The sequence below is a fragment of the Aeromonas sp. R9-2 genome, assembly GCF_040908025.1.
Lineage (GTDB): Bacteria > Pseudomonadota > Gammaproteobacteria > Enterobacterales > Aeromonadaceae > Aeromonas > Aeromonas veronii.
In genome coordinates this window covers 459,200-477,638 of the sequence record NZ_JBFOCX010000024.1, presented here as the reverse complement: position 1 = coordinate 477,638, position 18,439 = coordinate 459,200, and the positions used below count along the sequence as shown (strand labels likewise).

At 58.7% G+C, this 18,439-nt stretch carries 17 protein-coding genes; 9 read left to right on the top strand and 8 right to left on the bottom strand.

What is annotated here, in order from left to right:
- The first annotated feature begins 107 nt into the window (after nt 1-107).
- The 4 genes from AB5Y71_RS11235 to AB5Y71_RS11220 all read left to right on the top strand — a co-directional run bounded on the left by AB5Y71_RS11235 (nt 108) and on the right by AB5Y71_RS11220 (nt 3,419).
- Complete coding sequence (locus AB5Y71_RS11235; protein ID WP_005333118.1) at nt 108-680, top strand: phasin family protein; 573 nt, start codon at nt 108-110, stop codon at nt 678-680.
- Nucleotides 681-774: 94 nt separating this feature from the next.
- Nucleotides 775-1,962 carry a patatin-like phospholipase family protein gene (locus AB5Y71_RS11230; RefSeq protein ID WP_127005617.1) on the top strand — a complete coding sequence of 396 codons (1,188 nt, stop codon included), beginning with the start codon at nt 775-777 and terminating at the stop codon, nt 1,960-1,962.
- Nucleotide 1,963: 1 nt separating this feature from the next.
- Nucleotides 1,964-2,605 carry a TetR/AcrR family transcriptional regulator gene (locus AB5Y71_RS11225; RefSeq protein ID WP_005345492.1) on the top strand — a complete coding sequence of 214 codons (642 nt, stop codon included), beginning with the start codon at nt 1,964-1,966 and terminating at the stop codon, nt 2,603-2,605.
- 25 nt (nt 2,606-2,630) lie between these two features.
- The gene (locus AB5Y71_RS11220; protein WP_127005618.1) at nt 2,631-3,419 is read left to right on the top strand and encodes a hypothetical protein; all 789 of its coding nucleotides are present in this window, start codon (nt 2,631-2,633) and stop codon (nt 3,417-3,419) included.
- A 115-nt stretch (nt 3,420-3,534) separates the two neighbouring features.
- Here the strand turns inward: AB5Y71_RS11220 and AB5Y71_RS11215 are convergent, their stop codons facing one another.
- Together AB5Y71_RS11215 and AB5Y71_RS11210 are read right to left on the bottom strand one after the other, a co-directional pair.
- Nucleotides 3,535-4,965 (bottom strand): wax ester/triacylglycerol synthase family O-acyltransferase, encoded by a 1,431-nt coding sequence (locus AB5Y71_RS11215; protein WP_368171588.1) that lies wholly within the window; start codon nt 4,963-4,965, stop codon nt 3,535-3,537.
- Nucleotides 4,966-5,219: 254 nt separating this feature from the next.
- Nucleotides 5,220-5,552 carry a polyhydroxyalkanoic acid system family protein gene (locus AB5Y71_RS11210; RefSeq protein WP_019446402.1) on the bottom strand — a complete coding sequence of 111 codons (333 nt, stop codon included), beginning with the start codon at nt 5,550-5,552 and terminating at the stop codon, nt 5,220-5,222.
- A gap of 259 nt (nt 5,553-5,811) precedes the next feature.
- Here AB5Y71_RS11210 and AB5Y71_RS11205 point away from each other — a divergent pair, with 259 nt between their 5' ends.
- Nucleotides 5,812-6,540, top strand: coding sequence for a hypothetical protein (locus AB5Y71_RS11205; protein WP_368171587.1), 729 nt, complete (start codon nt 5,812-5,814; stop codon nt 6,538-6,540).
- Between the two features lie 99 nt (nt 6,541-6,639).
- On the opposite strand, the gene AB5Y71_RS11200 is transcribed toward AB5Y71_RS11205, so the two are convergent.
- Genes AB5Y71_RS11200 through prpB form a run of 3 tightly spaced genes read right to left on the bottom strand, consistent with a single transcriptional unit; the run spans nt 6,640 to nt 10,121 of the window.
- Nucleotides 6,640-8,085 carry a bifunctional 2-methylcitrate dehydratase/aconitate hydratase gene (locus AB5Y71_RS11200; RefSeq protein ID WP_368171586.1) on the bottom strand — a complete coding sequence of 482 codons (1,446 nt, stop codon included), beginning with the start codon at nt 8,083-8,085 and terminating at the stop codon, nt 6,640-6,642.
- 10 nt (nt 8,086-8,095) lie between these two features.
- Nucleotides 8,096-9,223 carry a 2-methylcitrate synthase gene (gene prpC / locus AB5Y71_RS11195; RefSeq protein WP_368171585.1) on the bottom strand — a complete coding sequence of 376 codons (1,128 nt, stop codon included), beginning with the start codon at nt 9,221-9,223 and terminating at the stop codon, nt 8,096-8,098.
- A gap of 10 nt (nt 9,224-9,233) precedes the next feature.
- Complete coding sequence (gene prpB / locus AB5Y71_RS11190; RefSeq protein ID WP_368171699.1) at nt 9,234-10,121, bottom strand: methylisocitrate lyase; 888 nt, start codon at nt 10,119-10,121, stop codon at nt 9,234-9,236.
- 147 nt (nt 10,122-10,268) lie between these two features.
- On the opposite strand from prpB, the gene AB5Y71_RS11185 reads away from it, so the two are divergent.
- The 4 genes from AB5Y71_RS11185 to rsmF all read left to right on the top strand — a co-directional run bounded on the left by AB5Y71_RS11185 (nt 10,269) and on the right by rsmF (nt 15,661).
- Nucleotides 10,269-10,895: a paraquat-inducible protein A gene (locus AB5Y71_RS11185; protein WP_005345516.1), complete on the top strand. Its 627-nt coding sequence runs from the start codon at nt 10,269-10,271 to the stop codon at nt 10,893-10,895.
- Complete coding sequence (locus AB5Y71_RS11180) at nt 10,879-11,481, top strand: paraquat-inducible protein A (RefSeq protein ID WP_335812496.1); 603 nt, start codon at nt 10,879-10,881, stop codon at nt 11,479-11,481. Before AB5Y71_RS11185 ends, AB5Y71_RS11180 begins: the two co-directional genes overlap by 17 nt.
- A 55-nt stretch (nt 11,482-11,536) precedes the next feature.
- Nucleotides 11,537-14,089, top strand: coding sequence for an MlaD family protein (locus tag AB5Y71_RS11175; RefSeq protein ID WP_368171584.1), 2,553 nt, complete (start codon nt 11,537-11,539; stop codon nt 14,087-14,089).
- Between the two features lie 144 nt (nt 14,090-14,233).
- Nucleotides 14,234-15,661 carry a 16S rRNA (cytosine(1407)-C(5))-methyltransferase RsmF gene (gene rsmF, locus AB5Y71_RS11170; RefSeq protein ID WP_368171583.1) on the top strand — a complete coding sequence of 476 codons (1,428 nt, stop codon included), beginning with the start codon at nt 14,234-14,236 and terminating at the stop codon, nt 15,659-15,661.
- A gap of 235 nt (nt 15,662-15,896) precedes the next feature.
- On the opposite strand, the gene AB5Y71_RS11165 is transcribed toward rsmF, so the two are convergent.
- From AB5Y71_RS11165 to AB5Y71_RS11155, 3 genes are all read right to left on the bottom strand, one after another.
- A complete protein-coding gene (locus AB5Y71_RS11165; protein ID WP_075114819.1) occupies nt 15,897-16,181 on the bottom strand; it encodes a RepB family protein in 285 nt (94 codons plus the stop codon).
- Nucleotides 16,182-16,342: 161 nt separating this feature from the next.
- Nucleotides 16,343-17,371 carry a site-specific integrase gene (locus tag AB5Y71_RS11160; RefSeq protein WP_368171582.1) on the bottom strand — a complete coding sequence of 343 codons (1,029 nt, stop codon included), beginning with the start codon at nt 17,369-17,371 and terminating at the stop codon, nt 16,343-16,345.
- Between the two features lie 288 nt (nt 17,372-17,659).
- On the bottom strand, nt 17,660-18,439 hold the full coding sequence (locus AB5Y71_RS11155; protein ID WP_005345529.1) for a TatD family hydrolase: 780 nt from the start codon (nt 18,437-18,439) through the stop codon (nt 17,660-17,662).

Genomic DNA, 18,439 nt, shown 5'->3' with positions numbered 1-18,439 from the left:
TCTATTTTTTCTCCCTAGACTGAAGTTGAAAAATCAGTAATGCCACAACCCGATTGCAGTTTCGTTGTCGCCATTACATTTAACTGTCGTTATTCAAGGAGAAGATCATGGCTAAGAAATTGAAAGCGCTGGCAGGGTCAGTGACCGACAACCAACTCACCTCCACCATCAAGGAGTCCACCCAGCAGATCTGGTTGGCGGGTCTGGGTGCCTATGCCAAGGCGCAGGAAGAGGGTGGCAAGATCTTTGAAGCCCTGGTGCAGGAAGGTGAAGCGCTGCAAGCAAAAACCCGTCAGAGCGCAGATGAGAAGATTGCTGCTGTGACCGACAAGACCGCCAATACCTGGGGCCGTCTGGAGCAGGTGTTTGAAGATCGCGTGGCCCGCGCTGTGGCCAGCCTCGGCATTCCGACCCGCAAGGATATCGACAAGCTATCCAAGCGCATGGCCGAGCTGACCGACGTGGTCCAGCAACTGCTGGATGCGCAGGAAGAGGAGGCTCCTGCCGCTGAAGCCAAACCGGCTGCCGCCAAAAAGCCCGCTGCCCGCAAGCCTCCGGTAAAGAAGGCACCGGTAGCCAAGGCCAAAGAGGCCGTGGTTGAGCAGGCCGCCGATCTCCTCTCCGCTGCGGAAGATGCGGTGAAAGAGGTGAAGGCCAAAGCAGAGAGCGTCCTGCCCTGATCCCTCGCGGTGACGGAAGGTGATTGATACCGGCCCATGCCCTGCGCTGGGCCGGTCTTGTCATGGTGAATGTCATGGATAGAGAGGCGACGCTATGAGTACCATCGCAATTGCCCTTGCTGGCGGCGGGCCGCTCGGCGGCATCTACGAGATCGGTGCCTGCGCAGCCCTCTCTGACAGCATCAACGGCCTGCGCCTTGACCATGCCGACATCTATGTTGGCGTCAGTTCGGGGGCCGTGGTGGCATCGGCGCTGGCCAACGGCATCTCGCCGGCTAAGCTGGTGCGGATCCTGCTCAGCGATGATTCGGGGGAGATGTTTGACCCGGCCACCTTGCTGCGCCCCGCCTTTCGTGAATATGCCGACCGTCTGACCTCGATCCCGCCACTGGCGTGGCAGAGCCTGACCTATTATCTGGCGGCCCCCTGGAAGCGCAGCCTGTTTGAATCGCTGCAGGGACTCTCCAAGGCCATTCCGACCGGACTGTTCGACAACCGCGGGGTGGATCGCACCCTGACCCAGTTTTTCTCTCGTCCCGGCCGCAGCAACGATTTCCGCCAGTTGCGCAGTCGACTGTTTGTGGTAGCCACCGAACTCGACACCGGTCATCCGGTCGCCTTCGGCAGCCCGGGGCTCGATGATGTGCCCATCTCGGCGGCGGTACAGGCGTCAGCCGCCCTGCCCGGTCTCTTTCCGCCCTCCTTGATCAACGGTCGTTACTATGTGGACGGGGCGCTGATCAAGACTCTGCACGCTTCGGTAGCGCTGGAAGAGGGGGCGGATCTGGTGTTCTGCATCAATCCGCTGGTGCCCTATGATGCGGACATGGCCGCCGGCGCGCCGAGCAATCTGGTGGACAGCGGTCTGCCGGTGGTACTGGCCCAGACCTTTCGCGCCATCATCCACTCCCGCATGCATGTGGGGATGGATCGCTACAAACACCAATATCCCGACGCCGACGCCCTGCTGTTTGAGCCCTCTTCTGCCGATGGCGAGATGTTCTTCACCAATGTGTTCAGTTACCGGGATCGCCGCCGTCTCTGCGAACACGCTTACCAGCATACTCGCCGCGATCTCTGGCAGCGTCGTGACGAGCTGGCGCCGGTGCTGGCCAAGCATGGCCTCGAGCTCAATCTGGCCGCGCTGGCCGATGAAGATCGCACCCTGCTGGCCCCCGGCATTGGCTCGGTCGCCGCCCTCGACAAGTCGCTGGAGCAGTTGCAGCACTGGCTTGCCAAACGCTATCGCCACGGCGTGCGCCGTTCATCACCAAAGGAGTAGCATGGATCGCAAACCCAAACGTCGTACCCGGGAGCGGATCCTGACCACTGCCCTCGCCTGCTTCAATCGACAAGGGGAACCCAGCGTCACCACCTCGGCCATTGCGGCCGAGATGGAGATCAGCCAGGGCAATCTCTACTACCACTTCCACAACAAGGAGGAGATCGTCAACGCCCTGTTCTGCGAATTTGAACAGCAGATGGATCGCCTGCTGGAGGCGGTCAGCACCCCGTCTGATGAGCCAGAAGATATCTGGCTCTTTCTCCACCTGATGTTTGAAGCCATCTGGCAGTACCGTTTCCTCTACTACGATATCGCGACCCTGATGAGTGGTTATCATCAGGTGGAACAGCGCTTTTCCGCCCTGCTGCGCCGCAAGGAGCAGACCGCCATTGCCATTTGCAACCATCTGCAAACGGTCGGGCTGATGGAGGGCACGGCGCAACAGATGCGCACGCTGGCGGCCAATGTGGCGCTGGTGGGCACATTCTGGATCTCTTACCAGCGGGCACTGCACCCCAAGGCGGACGCCGATATTGCCCTCGGCGTCTTTCAGGTGATGCAACTGGTCGCACCCTATTTGCGGGCCGATGCCCGCGCTCATCTGGGCGCCCTCGCCCACCACTACACCGACAAGGTTTGATTCACATGCTACAGGGAGAACAAGCATGACCACTTCACAACTCGAATTTGTCACCTTCCCCTACGCGGATGCGGCCTATGACTATGCCGGCCAGAAGCTGGCGGACAACTGGGATCGCCTCCATCAGGGGGATGCCGAACCCTGGCCCGAGGATGAACAGGTGCAGGATGCCTGGCGGGCCTATCATGCCGGGGATTTTGCCCGGGCCGTCGCCCTTGGCGAAGCGGCCGGTGAGGCGGGCCTCAATGTGGCGAACAAAGCGCTGGTGATCCATGCCAGCTATCTGCTGGAAGACAAATATGCCAAGCGCGCCGCCTTCGAGCGGGCGGCCAGCCATGCCGAGAAGCTGCAAAAGCGTCAGCCCAGGAACGCCAACGCCTGGTATTTCCACGCGCTGGCACTCGGTCGCTACAGTCAGGTCATCTCCATCTCCAAGGCCCTCTCGCAAGGAATTGGCGACAAGATCAAGGCAAGCCTTGAGAAAGCGCTGGAGCTGGCGCCAGATCACGCCGAGGCCCATATTGCCTTTGGCGCCTGGCACGCGGAAATCGTCGACAAGCTGGGGGCCATGATTGGCGGCCTTACCTATGGCGCCAAGAAGGAAGAGTCCGAGCGTCACTTCAAGGAGGCGCTGGCGCTGATCCCCGACTCGGCTATCGCCCGCATGGAGTACGCCAACGCACAGGTGATGCTGCACGGCAAGAGCCGCCTGAAAGCAGCCGAAGCCCTCTATGCCGAAGCGGCCGAGTGCGCACCGATGGATGCCATGGAGCGCCTCGATGTGGAGGCGGCGCGGGAAGAGTTGGAGGATTAACCGCCACTCTTGCCACGGATAGATAACAAAACAAGAGGCCAACCCGCGGGTTGGCCTCTTTTATGATGGGGGCTGATCGGTTGGCTACGCCGCCATCGGTCTTTCAAATGCTCGCTCAACCGAGCAGCGCATCCAGTCCGTTGGGGTCAAACAACAGCTCCGGCTCCATCAGCACCAGCAACAGCAGTTGCTCGAACTCCACTGCAAACCGCTCGACCACCCGATCCGGATCCGGAACCAGCTTCTTGTCGGTGATAAGGCCCAGCTGCACCTTGTGATCGTAAGAGAGGATGGAGACGCCGACGCCGATATCCCCCGATTGCGGCACCCAGAACAGTGGTTGGCGTAGTTTTGCACCGGCCAGATAGAGGGTCTGCTGCGGGCCGGGTACATTGGTGATCACCGCGCTGGCCTTGGCTGTGAGCAGCTCGACTGCCTGCTGCTGCACCGCATTGGGTGCCATGCCAAGGGCATGTAACAGGTTGAGCACCACCACGGGTTGCAGCGAGGTGCGCAGCGCCTGCATCCGGTCACGCACGGTATAGAGCCGCTGCAACGGGTGTTCAACATCCAGTGGCAAGTCCAGGGCCACCAGCCCGAAGCGATTGCCCAGCGCCCCCTCATCGTCCGGTGCACGCATATTGACCGGCACCAGGGCGCGGATCTTGACCTTGTTGGCATCATCCCCCTTCTCCTGCAGGTAGTGGCGAAACGCCCCTGCGGTGGCGGCGATCAGCAGGTCGTTGACCGAGCAGCCCAGTACCTTGCCCACGGCCTTGATATCCGGCAGATCAATTTGCTCCGACCAGGCTACCCGCTTGGTGCTGGTGGTCTTACCCCGCAGGCGGCAGGGGGAGTCATCACCGAGGGTGGCGATATTGCACAGCTCGCTCGCCACATCCCGCCCGGTCTTGAGGTAATCCACCGCCTTGGTGGGATGGGTGACCACTTCGACATATTTGGACCAGAGGCTACCGGTCAGCTTGAGACCGGCCCGCACCAGACGGCTGCCCTGGTGGCAATCCTCCTCATCCTCGTCATCGCTGTCATCCAGTTGCTCCGGTGACGTTGGCCGCGGCGCCCCTTCCGGGGTGTTATCCATCATGGTCAGCATGGCCCGAACCAGTGAGAAGCCGTCGCCCATGGCGTGGTGAATGCGCACCACCAGCGCTTGTCCACCCAGCGACGTGTCGGTCAGGTGCATATCCCACAGGGGGCGCTGATGGTTGAGCGGCGTCGAGGCGAGATCGGCCACCAGCTTCTCCAGCTCCAGCTTGCCCGCTTCACCCGGCAGGATCACTCGCTTGAGGTGCTGATCGAGATCGAAATCGGGATCATGGCGCCAGTAGTAGGAGCCCCCCTCCAGCACGGCCCGCTGGTGGAAGCGGGGTTGCACCGAAATGGTATGGCGCAATCCGGCCCGCAGACGCGCTTCATCAAGCTCCCCTTCAAACATCAGGACACCGATGATCTGCATCAGGTTGTTGGGTCTGTCCATGCGTAACCAGGCGGTATCGACGCAGGAGATAAATTCACTCAGTGGCATGGTTGTTTCCCTACAAAATGAATTTACCGAGGCGGCAAATTGCTCCTGTCCTCATATCCGGATGAAGACTTGATGCAATCAGAATGACTTTAATGAGTGCCGACTCGAAATATGAAATAAAGATGAAAGATTACTGACAAATAGAATCAAGACCTCGCTGGATAATAAATCTGACAAACCATATGGCTTGCAAACTTATTTCAAACAGCCATCGTTTACAGCTGGTTTATTTAAAACCAGTGCAACGAAGAGTTTCAAACACGTTTGGGGCAAGGTAAGCGATTGTCGACATAATCGAGGATCTCCTGCTCCAGTACGCTGCGTACAGGCAGCAGCATCAAACCAAGATGCACTTCCAGTTCCAGGGTATCTTCGTCCAGAGTGAGAGTGCCATGTACCCCTGAGCCGCGAAAACGAAGCTCGGTCTCCTCTTCATCTGCCCATTCGCAATCGAGTTGATAGCTCTCGCTCATGTCCGCAGCGATGGCTTCGGCCGCGATCCGGGCGGCGGCCAATCCCAGCGGATGCTGACGGCTGATCTGGATGATAGAGAGTGCGCTGCTGCCAGCGAGCGAGTTGAAGAACATGGTCGTTACTCTGGGTCATAAGTTAGTTATTGATATTAAACACATGTTCACAACAAATGAAAGGATGGTTCACATAAATGGGACTCACTTAACAGAGTCGAGAGGGATGAAGGCCATCAGCGGGGCATGGCATTTATTCCCTCCCCCGTGCGCGCTACACTTGTCACGGAACGGTCAGCAAAAGCTGCTTGTTTTTCATTCACTTGTATCTTCGTATCACCGAATCCCCATCAATGGGCCCAAGGCCAGAGAGCTGTAGATGACGCATCAAGAACATGCCCACGACGACGATAGCACCCTGGGTCGGCTCTACCGCCAGCTCAAGCGGGTTGCAGCCTTGCGAGAGCAGATGCGTGCCCACCCGGAAGATCAGCAGGATCGGGATCGGCTACGCCAGTGGCAGGCCGACCGGTTGGGGCGAACCCATCGTGATCTGCTGGAGAGTGACCGCTACGGCCCGGCGGCCGAGTTTTTCCTGACCGATCTCTATGGCCCCGGGGATTGCGCCCGCCGCGATGCGGATGTGATGCGGGTGATGCCGACCGCCGAGCGGCTGTTGCCGGAGTCCGGTCTCAAGGTGCTGGCGCAGGCGATCGAGCTCGACGCTCTCTCCGAAGAGCTGGACTACCTGATGGTGGTGGCGCTACGGCGCATTGATGGCATTGCTCCCATCACGCCGGACCATTACACCATCGCCTATCGGGCCGTAGGTGAACAGGCGCGCCGGGAACATCAGATTGCGTTGGTGAGCGAGCTTGGCATGACGCTGGACAGGTTGGCGAGAAAGCCGCTGCTGGGGGCGACCCTCAAGCTGGTGTCAGGTCCCGCCCATCTGGCGGGGCTGGGCGAGCTCTACTCCTTTGTCGAGCGCGGCTATCAGGTGTGTCATCAGATGGGGCGTGCCAACGAGTTTCTCGAGACCATCGCCAGTCGCGAGATGGCCATCATGACGGCGCTCTTTAACGGCGACAGCAGTGCGCTTGGGTAAGCCTTATCGAGGGATAAGCCACCGGAATAACCAAGCGGGCCGATGAGCCCGCTTTTCGTTTATCACTGTTTGCCGATATGTTGGCCAATGTAAGAGCGATCAGATCACCAGCAGATCCATAAAGGCGTGTACCGGGGTGGCGGCAAGGCGCGGCCCGTCCTGACAGAGGGCCAAAATGTCGTTGACCCGTTTGGCTGGGAAGCGGGTGGCCAGATTGTGCTGGAATTTCTCCACCAGCAGCGGGATCCCCTCCTCCCGGCGACGGCGATGGCCGACCGGATACTCCACCTCCACCTTGGCGGTGTGAGTGCCGTCCTTGAAGAAGATCTGGATGGCGTTGGCAATGGAGCGCTTGTCCGCCTCCAGATATTCGCGGCTGTAACGCTTGTCCTCCTGCACCACCATCTTGCCGCGTAGCGCGTCGATGCGGGGATCGGCAGCAACATCGTCCTCGTAATCCTCGGCAATGAGGCGACCGAAGATAAGCGGCACCGCCACCATGTATTGCAGGCAGTGATCCCGATCGGCCGGGTTGTTGAGGGCGCCGACCTTGCTGATGATGCGAATGGCCGACTCATGGGTGGTGAGTTCGATACGGTCTATCTCGTCGAGCCGCCCCTTCACCTGACCGTGCAGCTTCATGGCGCACTCCACCGCGGTCTGGGCATGGAACTCGGCGGGATAGGAGATCTTGAACAGCACGTTTTCCATCACATAGCTGCCGTACCCTTGATGCAGGGCGAACTGATTGCCCTTGAACAGCACGTCGTAGAAACCCCACTTGGGCGCGCTCAGTACGCCTGGATAGCCCATCTCGCCGCTCATGGTGATAAGAGCGAGGCGCACCGCGCGAGAGGTGGCATCCCCCGCCGCCCAGCTCTTGCGCGACCCCGCATTGGGGGCATGCCGGTAGGTACGCAGGCTTTGCCCATCGACCCAGGCCTGGGAGATCGCATCGATCACCTGATCACGGGTGCCACCCAGCATGTGAGTCACCACGGCGGTGCTGGCGACCTTGACCAGCACCACGTGATCGAGACCGACCCGGTTGAAGGAGTTCTCCAGCGCCAGCACCCCCTGAATTTCGTGGGCTTTGACCATGGCCACCAGCACATCGGCCATGGTGAGCGGTGCCTTGCCATCGGCGACGCGAGTACGGGAGAGCCAGTCAGCAGTGGCGAGAATACCGCCCAGATTGTCGGAGGGGTGACCCCACTCGGCGGCCAGCCAGGTGTCGTTGTAATCGAGCCAGCGGATGATGGCACCGATGTCCCAGGCTGCCTTGACGGGGTCTAGGCAGAGCTGGGTGCCGGGCACCCGAGCACCATGGGGTACCAGTGTACCTGGGACTATGGGGCCAAGGTGTTTGGTACATTCGGGGAAACGCAGGGCCAGCAAGCCACAGCCAAGGGTGTCCATCAGGCAGTAGCGGGCGGTGTCGAGAGCCGCCTGGCTGGTAATGGGGTGGTTGCAGACATAATCGGCAATATCGACCAGCACCTGATCGGGCTCGGGTCTGTGGTTGACGTCGACGTTGGCGGACATCGTGACTTCCTTATCGTTGTTGTAGAGAGACAAAGTGACGGGGGGCCGGGCCGACATAATCGGCGCTCGGGCGTATGATCCGGTTGTGCTCGCGCTGCTCCATCACGTGGGCGCACCAGCCGGTGACCCGTGAGCAGACGAAGATGGGGGTGAACAGCTTGGTCGGGATCCCCATGTAGTGATAGGCGCTGGCATGGAAGAAGTCGGCGTTGGGAAAGAGCTCTTTCTCCTCCCACATCACCTTCTCCGCCTCACAGGAGACGCGATAGAGGCGATCATCATCCACTGCCTCGGCGAGCTTGGCCGACCACTCCTTGATGATGACGTTGCGCGGATCAGAAGTGCGGTAGATGGCGTGGCCAAAGCCCATGATCTTCTCCTTGGCCGCCAGCTTGGCCAGCAGTTCGCGCCTTGCCTGCGTCTCGTCTTGCCAATGTTCGATCATCGCCATGGCTGCCTCGTTGGCGCCGCCGTGCAGCGGGCCGCGCAGGGTGCCGATGGCGGCGGTGATGCAGGAGAACATGTCGGAAAGGGTTGAGGCGCAGACCCGCGCCGCAAAGGTGGAGGCGTTGAACTCATGCTCGGCGTAGAGGATGAGGGAGACATGCATCACCCGCCTCTCCAGCTCGCTTGGCGCCTTCTGGTGCAGCAGGGCCAGAAAGTGGCCGCCGATACACTCCTCGTCGCTGTCGAGGGCGATGCGAACGCCCTCGTGGCTGAACTTGTACCAGTAGATCAGAATGCCCGGAAAGGCGGCCAGCAGCCGATCCGCCACTTCGTGTTCATGCTCGAAACCATCTTCCGGCTCCAGATCGCCGAGCATGGAGCAGCCGGTACGCAGCACATCCATCGGATGAGCATCGGCGGGAATGCGCTCCAGCACCTCCAGCAGCGCCGCCGGCAACGTGCGCAAGCGGCGCAGCTCGCGTTTGTAGTCGGCCAGTTGCTGGTTACTCGGCAATTCTCCCTTGAGCAGCAGATAGGCGACCTCCTCGAACTGGGCGCTGTCGGCCAGCTCCTTGATGTCATAGCCGCGATAGGTAAGACCGGTGCCACTCTTGCCTACAGTGCAGATACTGGTCTCCCCCGCACTCTGCCCGCGCAGACCTGCCCCACCCAACGGTTTTTGCTGTCCCATAAGCTGCCTCCTATTCCTTGGCTGAAAACAGACGATCCAGTGTCTGCTCGTAGTGGTGATATCCGAGGAAGTCGTAGAGTGACTCCCGGGTCTGCATGGTCTCCACGACGGCCCTTTGATGACCATCCTGGCGAATATGGTGATAGACGTTGAGGGCGGCCTGATTGGCTGCGCGGTTGGCGCTTAACGGGTAGAGCACCATGTCGACCCCGTGCGCGGCCAGTTGCTCTTTGTCAAACAGCTCGGTTTTGCCGAACTCGGTCATGTTGGCGAGGATCGGCACTTCGGCCGCCTGCTTGAACTGGTCGTACTGGGCAAGCTCGGTCACCGCCTCGGCGAAGATCATGTCGGCACCGGCTGCCACATAGGCAGCGGTGCGCTCAAGAGCCGACTCCATCCCCTCCACCGCCAGTGCATCGGTGCGGGCCATGATGACGAACTCGCTATTCTCGCGGGCATCCACTGCGGCCTTGATGCGATCACACATCTCTTCAAGCGTGACCACCGCCTTGTTGGGGCGATGACCACAACGCTTCTGAGCCACCTGATCTTCCATGTGCACGGCTGCCACTCCGGCCCGCTCGAACGCGCGAATGGTGCGGGCGATATTAAACGCCCCCCCCCAGCCGGTATCGATATCGACCAACAGCGGCACACGGGTTGCGGCGGTGATCCGCTCGGCATCGATCAGCACGTCGTTGAGGGAGGTCATGCCGAGATCCGGCAAGCCGTAGGAGGCATTGGCCACTCCGGCGCCGGAGAGATAGAGAGCTTGAAAGCCGCTGCGTTCGGCCATCAGCGCCATATAGGCATTGATGGTGCCGACGATCTGCAGGGGATGTTCATTGGCAAGGGCGGTGCGAAAGCGCAGGCCTGCCGAGGGGGACAAACTGGACATCATGACTCCTTTCACCTGTCTAGTCTGGCTATCTAATATCACGTTTACGTTAACGTCAATTATACTTTCGTAACATTCTGGCTGCAGGCAAGACAGGAAACCGGTTTTAGGGTAAATTTCACCAATTCCTTCAACAGGTTGAATTGTATGATGGAGCCCGGTTCCGTAATTGTCTGTCCGGCGTGCGACTTGCTGATCCAGCGCAAAGCACTGCCGCTGCGTCGTCATGCCCACTGCCCGCGTTGTCACCAACATCTCTATGGCCGTTATGCCTTTCGTCCCTCCCAGTTGATGGCCCTGACCATCACCGGTTTTTTGTTGCTGCCCTCCGCTTTTTTTGAACCGCTGATCTATCTGCGCCTGGCGGGGGTCAATACCGACGCCGACCTGCTGCGCGGTATTCTGGTGCTGTTTGGCGAGGGCGAATGGTGGGTGGCGAGCCTGGTGCTCTGGTGCGCCGTGTTGGCGCCAGTGGGGTTGTTGGCGGGGATCTTTGTGCTGGCTTCGGGTCTGGCCAAACGTTGGCACATTCTTCCCGTCACTTTGAAGCTGGTCGAGGTGTTTCGCCACTGGGCCATGCTGGAGGTCTATATCGTCAGCCTGCTGGTTGCCCTGTTCAAACTGATCGACATCGCCGATGTGCGCCTCGGTGGCGGGTTGCTCAGCCTCGGTATTCTGATGCTGCTCAACATGACCCTGCTGATCCTGTTTGACCCCGCCCCCTACTGGGCGCGGATCCCGTTAAAGGAGCCGGAACATGACCAGCGCCCGTGAGATGGGGCTCTGCCGCTGCCATACCTGCGGTCTGCTGGTGCGCTATCAAGCCGGGGCAGTCTGCCCCCGTTGCAGCAGCAAATTGCAGGTGCGCATTCCCCGCTCCCTCGCCTGGTCGTGGGGCTTGCTGGCGCTCGCCACCTTCATGTTGCTCCCTGCCAATCTGTTGCCCATTACCCATTTCTACAACAAGGGGTTACTGCAGTCAGATACCATCTTCAGCGGTATCATGATGCTCTATCGCAGCAAAATGAGCGGGATTGCCACCATAGTTCTCACCGCCAGCATACTGGTACCCGTGGGCAAGATATTGGGGTTGGGCTGGATCTGCTGGCAGTTGCAGCGAGCCAAGCCGGTGCGGCGCAAGCGCCAGCTGATGATGTATCGGGTGATCGATTTTATTGGTCGCTGGTCGATGCTGGACTTGTTCGTGATTTCGCTGATGGTGGCACTGGTCGATCGGGGGGTTCTGCTGAGTGTCCGCGCAGGCCCGGGGGCCACCGCCTTTGCCGGTGTGGTGGTGCTGACCATGATGTCGGCCCGCATGCTCGATACCCGTTTACTGTGGGACAAGGCGGCCCGTTGATGATTTCTCTGTTTTTGTCTGATGTGCTGTTTAATCCAGCCAATAAGGAGTCACTATGATCGGGGCTGAACCCGTCATCGAAAAGCGCCGCTGGTTATCGCCGGTCTGGCTGTTACCCCTGATAGCCCTGCTGTTGGCGGGTGGCTTTCTCTATCAGCAGGTATTGAGCCGTGGCCAACTTATCCAGATCAACTTCGCCCAGGGCAACGGCATCTTGCCGGGTAAAACCCAGGTTCGTTATCAGGGGGTGGCTATCGGTGTGGTGCAAGAGCTGGAGCTGGCTGAAGATGGCCGCAAGATTGCGGTAATGGCCAAGATTGACAGCCGTGCCAGACCGCTGATCCGCAAGGGATCCGACTTCTGGCTGGTGAGCCCCAAGGCGTCGCTCACCGAGATCTCCGGCCTCGATACACTGGTCTCCGGCAACTACATCAACCTGCAACCGGGGCGTGAAAGCAATCCGCTGGAGGAGAAGTTTGATGCACTGGAGGGCCCTCCTCCCGGTTATCAGGCTCAGGGGCGGATGCTGCACCTGACTGTTGATTCGCTGGGTTCGGTGGGGATTGGCGCCAAGCTCTATTTCCGCGGTATCGAGGTGGGCAGCGTCATCAATACCCGCCTGGGTCAGGACAACCAGAACGTCATTCTGGATCTGGTGATCGAGCCGCGTTTTGAACATCTGGTCAAAGCCGATACCCGCTTCTGGAACATCAGCGGTATCAAGGGCTCCTTCAGTCTGGCCGGGGTGAGTGTGGAGGCCGGCAGCCTCACCTCCATCCTGAGCGGCGGCATTGCCTTTGACTCACCCAAAGATTCACCGGAACCGGAGAAAGGACAGACCTTCGTCCTCTATAAAGGGCTGGCGGAAGCGGCGCGTGGCGAGCGTATCGACATTGCGGCTGGCGATCTTCCGGTCAAGGAGGGGATGCCCATCCTCTATGAGGGGATCGAGATCGGTCGCATCGACCCCATTCGTCTCACCGACAAAGGCCGGGTGGTGACGGCGCTGATCAACCCGGAGCAGGCTTACCGCATTACCGACAAGAGTCAACTGGTGTGGGAGAGCGTCTCCCTCTCCGCGACCGGCGTGCAGCATGCAGATCGCCTGCTCTCCGGCCCGGCCATTCGCCTCGACTATGTAGCGGGCAAACCGGTACAGAAGATGACCCTGACCGATCGCGCCCCCCAGAGCGGCACCAAGGTGACGCTGCAGGCTGACGATCTGGCGGGGCTCAATCAGGATGCCCCTGTCTGGTACAAGGGATTGCAGGTGGGCCGCATCAGCCAGCTCACCCTGGATGCGCGCGGCAATGCCAGCGTCGAGCTGGTAATGGCGCCGAACTATGGTCACCTGCTCAACCGTGCCCGCTTCTATCGTGCCGCCCCGTTGCAGATCGATGCCGATCTGAGCGGCATCAAGGTAGAAACCAGCCCGGCCAGTGCCTGGTTGGGGGGCGGGATCAAGCTGGTACAAGCCAGCAGTGGCGAGCGGATTAACCGTCTCTACCCGAGTCAGGAGTTGGCACTGCTCGGTACCCGTGATGCCAAGCCGCAGCGCTGGTTGCTCAAAGCAGATCAGGCCGATGGCATTGGCATTGGCTCGCCTGTGCTCTATCTGGGGCTGGAAGCGGGCAAGGTCAAACAGCTGCGCGCCGCCAAAGAGGGGGTCGAGATCGAACTCGAGATTGATGGAGTCTATGCTCTCCTCCTCGCCCAACAACCCCAGTTCTGGAAAAAACCGGCCATCGACACCAAGGTGCGGGTCGATGGGGTGCAGGTCAAGGTGGGCAACCTCGGTACCCTGCTGCGCGGTGCCATTGAGTTTGATCGGTTGGCCAATGGCCGCAGCAGCCATCAACTGTTCGATTCCAGGGAGCAAGCCAAGGCCAAGGTGCGCCAGCTGTCACTGGTGGCAGCGAGTAACCCGGGGCTCGGGATTGGCAGCCCGATCCGCTATCGAGGGGTCGATATCGGCAAAATTGAAGAGATCGAGCTGGAGCCGTCACTGGGTCAGGTGATCTTCAAGGCGGAACTCGATGGCCACTACGCCGAGCGTTTCCTGCAGTCCGGCGCCCGCTTTACTCTGGTGCAGGCCAAGCTGGGGCTGGGCGGTGTCGCTCACCTTGATACCCTGATCAAGGGGGCGTTTGTAGAAGCACAACCCGGTAAAGGCGCTGGCAAAGATCGCTTCCCCTTGAGTCAGGTCGGCCCGGTGGGTCTGGCCCTGACCCTCAAGAGCCCCTCCGTCAATGGCCTGAGCGTCGGCAGCCCGCTGCTGTTTCGCAAAATGGTGGTGGGCAGTGTCACCAAGGTGGCGCTGGCTCGGGATGGTAGCGAGGTGGTGATCGACGTTAACGTGGATCAGGAGTATGCCCATTTGGTGCGGGCCAACTCCCGTTTCTGGAATGTCTCCGGGGTCAAGGCGGATATCGGCCTGACCGGGGGTACCATAGAGGTCGAGACAGTACAGAGCCTGCTGGCCGGCGGCATAGCCTTCAATACGCCGGAGAGAGAGATGGGGCCAACCGTTAAGGCGGGACACAGCTATCCGCTCTACGGCAAGGCCGAGAAAGAGTGGCTGGAGTGGAGCCCGCGCATCCAGCCCTGATTTCTTCCCTTTGTATCTCATCCAAGCCCGGCACAGTGCCGGGCTTTTTTATATTCCGGTGCCTGTTGATAGGGTTCAGATTCAGAATATTCTTAGCCTTGTGGTAGGATATCGCCCCTCTTTTTCGGTCAACGAGACGGCACAGTGCACGACAACACCTTCCTTCCCGATTACTTTTTACGCCACATTGCGGCCATCATGCCGGCCCATCTCTCGATGGATGAGTTTGTGGCCAGTTGTCGACGTCCGCTGCGCCGCAGCATTCGGGTCAACACCTTGAAGATCGCCGTCTCAGACTTCGTCGCCCTGATGGAGCCACTGGGTTGGCAGCTCGACCCTGTGCCCTGGTGTGATACCGGCTTCTGGCTGACCCGCAGCGATGAAACTGTCCCACTTGGCAACACCGCCGAGCACTTGAGCGGGCTCTTCTACATTCAGGAAGCGAGCTCCATGCTGCCGGTGACGGCACTCTTTGCCAGCGACAAGATCAAAGCGGATGGAATGTTGCTGGATGCGGCGGCGGCCCCCGGATCCAAGACCACCCAGATAGCCGCCCTGATGAACAATCAGGGGATGTTGGTTGCCAACGAGTTTTCCAGCAGCCGGTTGAAAGTGCTTAGCGCCAATATCCAGCGCTGCGGCGTGACCAATGTGGGGATGACCCATTTTGATGCCAAGGTGTTTGGCCAGTGGTTGCCGGAGACCTTCGATGCCATCCTGCTCGACGCCCCCTGCTCCGGTGAAGGTACGGTGCGCAAGGATGAAGATGCACTGCGCAACTGGAGTATCGAGAGCATCGACGAGATCGCGGCGGTGCAGCAGGGGCTGCTGGAGAGTGCCTTCCATGCCTTGAAACCGGGTGGCGTACTGGTCTACTCCACCTGTACCTTGAGTGAACAGGAGAATCAGGCGGTCTGCCAATCCCTGCTGGACAAGTTTGGCGATGCCTTGAGTTTTGACTCGCTGGCAGACCTGTTCCCCCATGCAGAGCAGGCCTGTACATACGAAGGATACCTGCACGTTTGGCCCCAGATCTTCGATAGTGAAGGCTTTTTCGTCGCCAGATTGCGCAAGCATCACTCGGTGCCCAACACCATGTTCAAGCCTGGCAAGCTGGGTAAATTCCCTTTTGCGCCGCTTCCTGCCAAAGAGGCGGAACCCATGTTGCGCGAGATCGAAGCCAACTTCGGGGTGGCACCGCAGGGTCAACTGTTTGGCCGCAATGATGAGATCTGGCTCTTCCCCCAGCTGTTTGATCAGGTGCAGGGCAAGCTGCGCTTCGATCGCATCGGCATCAAGTTGGCCGAGACCTTCAAGAAAGGTTATCGCCTCACTCATGAGTGGGCACTGGCCTATGGCGATAAAGCGAGCAAGGGCGTGGTTGAGCTTGATAGCGCCAATGCGCGGGAATTCATGATGGGGCGGGACGTCTGGCCAGAACAGGATGCGGGCACTGGCGAGGTGATCGTCCGCTATCAGGGACATACCCTGGGGATGGGGAAATGGGTGGGTAGTCGGGTCAAGAATGCCCTCCCCCGCGAGCTGGTGCGTGACAACAATCTGTTTGGCTGATTTTGACTGAACGAGGAAAGGTGACTCGACGCTGTTCGAGTCATCAAAACCCACACTCTGGTTGAAATTTTATCGGGTTCTTGAAAAGCCTTGAGCCTTGTCTAAGCTTAAGGCAATCCGAACACCAGTTAGCGCACGGCTCTGCAAGGAGCCAATTCCCCTATGCCAGGTACAAGGAATTCGTACCTGGCTTTTTTTTATCTGTTCACGTTTCGCTGTTACTTCACTCTTGTGTCTATTCAACGGTCTCTTCGAGCTGTGTGACGACTCTGTTTTCAAACGGAGTTTCTCTACCCAGCTCATGTTGGTAGAGCAGATCGATCGCCTGCTCGATGAGTGATGCCTGACTGTCTTCGAGATGAAGACCCAGTGCGGCCAATCGTTCGGCGTGGCGATTGCTGATCCAGCATTGCAGCCGGGTATGGGTCTCCTGCTTGCGTTTTACATGTTGGCGCTGCCGCTCGGCATTGTTTTGGGGCACCGCCTCTTGCTCTTCACGCACTGTCATTTCTTGGCTCATATGTCCTTGCGATGTTCCATTTCCGGATTTGTTATCTCTCATCACATGCCATTATCCATAGGAAGATGGCCCTTCCACCTTGGGCTGCTGGCTGCACGGCAAATATATCATCAGATCAACAAGATATCATTTAACATAAAAAATGAAGTGACGCAGTTGTGTCAAAGCAAGCCATCAAGGGCATGATCGGAGAATCTGTGGGCGTCATCGAAGTACTCCTGCAGGGTTCGCATATCCTTGTGGCGCGTCACTTCTATGATCTTGTTCATCGGCTTGCCGGCAGTCACCGCCGAGGTGATGAACCCGCGACGCAGGCTATGGCCACTGACGTAGAGATCGTCAATGGTTTGACCGGTTCGCCGCTTGATCATCAAATTGATGCCCTGGGGACCGAGCGGTTCGGCCATCAGTTGGCCCCAGCGGTTCATGCGCCGAAATAGCGGCCCCTCGCTGATCCGGCTTTTGTGTAGCCACTTTTGCAGTGCCGACACGGGGCAATAGTGTTTGCCCGGAATCAAGGCTATCTCGGTTTCGTGCAGCTGATGCTTACTCGGTTTGAGGCGAAGGCGGATCCCCTGCCCCACAAAATCGAGATCGCACACCTCAATCCGGGCTGCTTCCGAGCGGCGCAAGGCGCCACTGAACATCAAGAGCAGCAGGGTGTGATCACGCAAACCCGCGAGGTCCCTGGTGTCGATGCCATCCAGCACCTGGGTCAAAGGCTGCAGCGTCAGGGCACCGGTTTTGCGCTTGCGGTTATCCCCCAACCTGACAATACCGCGCATCATCTCCTTGATTTCGGGATGTTCGGTGGGCATGGGATGAATGCCTTTCTGCTTGAAGGCATAACGGATCCCGGCAAGCCGTCTCACCAGGGTTGCCGGTTTACGAGGTTCACCGTTGCGTAGCTCCCCTTTTCCCTCTTCTTTATCCAGCCATACCCAGTCTGCCAATACGCCGTCAGCCTGATCAGCAAGAAAGTTCATGATGTCGTGATGGGTTGTTTGTAGCGGATCCAGTCCATGCAATTGGCACCAGAAGACAAAAATACGGGTATCTGCCTGATAGGCATTGAGGGTGGAATCCGCTTTTGCACTGCGCAAAAAGCGGCGTGCCCGACTATTTAGCTGTGCATCGAAAACAGTCTGCAGTGACTGATGAGTCGGATTGGACAAGGATGGATATGCCACGGAACACTATGATTCATATGATGTTTGAGAGGATCTTACAGGATCCTTCACACACATCAAGTATCGATAATGAATATTATCGATACTAATAGCATGCTGTTTTAATACCCATTGGCCACGGTGAACGGACGAGAAACATAGAAGTATTATTCGACCCGGTTTTGTATGAATGAACGAGTTGAATTGGTTGGGCGAGTGAGAGATAACGTAGCGCGATGTTAATATTCAGGTGGGTAAAATCAGCTTGGTATTTGAAATGTAAAAGCCCCGAGCAACGGGGCTTCTGTGTTATTTTTTCGCCAGTTTGAATAGTTCAAAGAAATTCCGGCTGGTGGCTTCTGCCAATTCATTAAGCGGAATATGACGCAGATCGGCAATAAACTGCGCAACGTCTCGCACAAAGGCAGGTTCGTTCTCCCTCCCCCGATGCGGCACGGGGGCAAGATAGGGCGAGTCGGTTTCGACCAGCAATCTGTCGAGGGGCAGAGCCTTGACCACCTCTTGCAGGGCAGACGCATTTTTGAAGGTGGCGATCCCGGAGATTGAGATATAGAACCCCATCGCCATTGCGGCTTGCGCCATCTCGAGAGACTCGGTGAAACAGTGCAGCACACCGCCAACCTGATCCGCGCCCTCTTCACGCATGATCTGCAAGGTATCTTGCTGGGCATCGCGGGTATGGATGATCAGCGGCTTGTTCAGCGCGCGAGCAACCCGGATATGTTCGCGGAAAGAGGCTTGCTGAACTTCCTTGTTCTCGGGCGAGTAAAAGTAATCGAGACCGGTCTCACCGATGGCCACCACACGTGGATCGGCAGCTTGCTTGAGCAGCAACTCGGCATCGACACCGGGTTCCTGATTGAGCGGGTGTACCCCGCAGGAGGCAAACACCTGGGGATAGGGAGCGATCGCCTCGAGCATGGTCGGGAACTGTGCCTGAGTCACACTAACACAGAGAAAATATCCCACGTCCAGTTTCGCGGCCTTGGCAAGTACATCAGCCATGCTGGTCTGCTTGCTGCCATAGCTGAGGCGATCGAGATGACAGTGGGAATCAACGAGTAACAT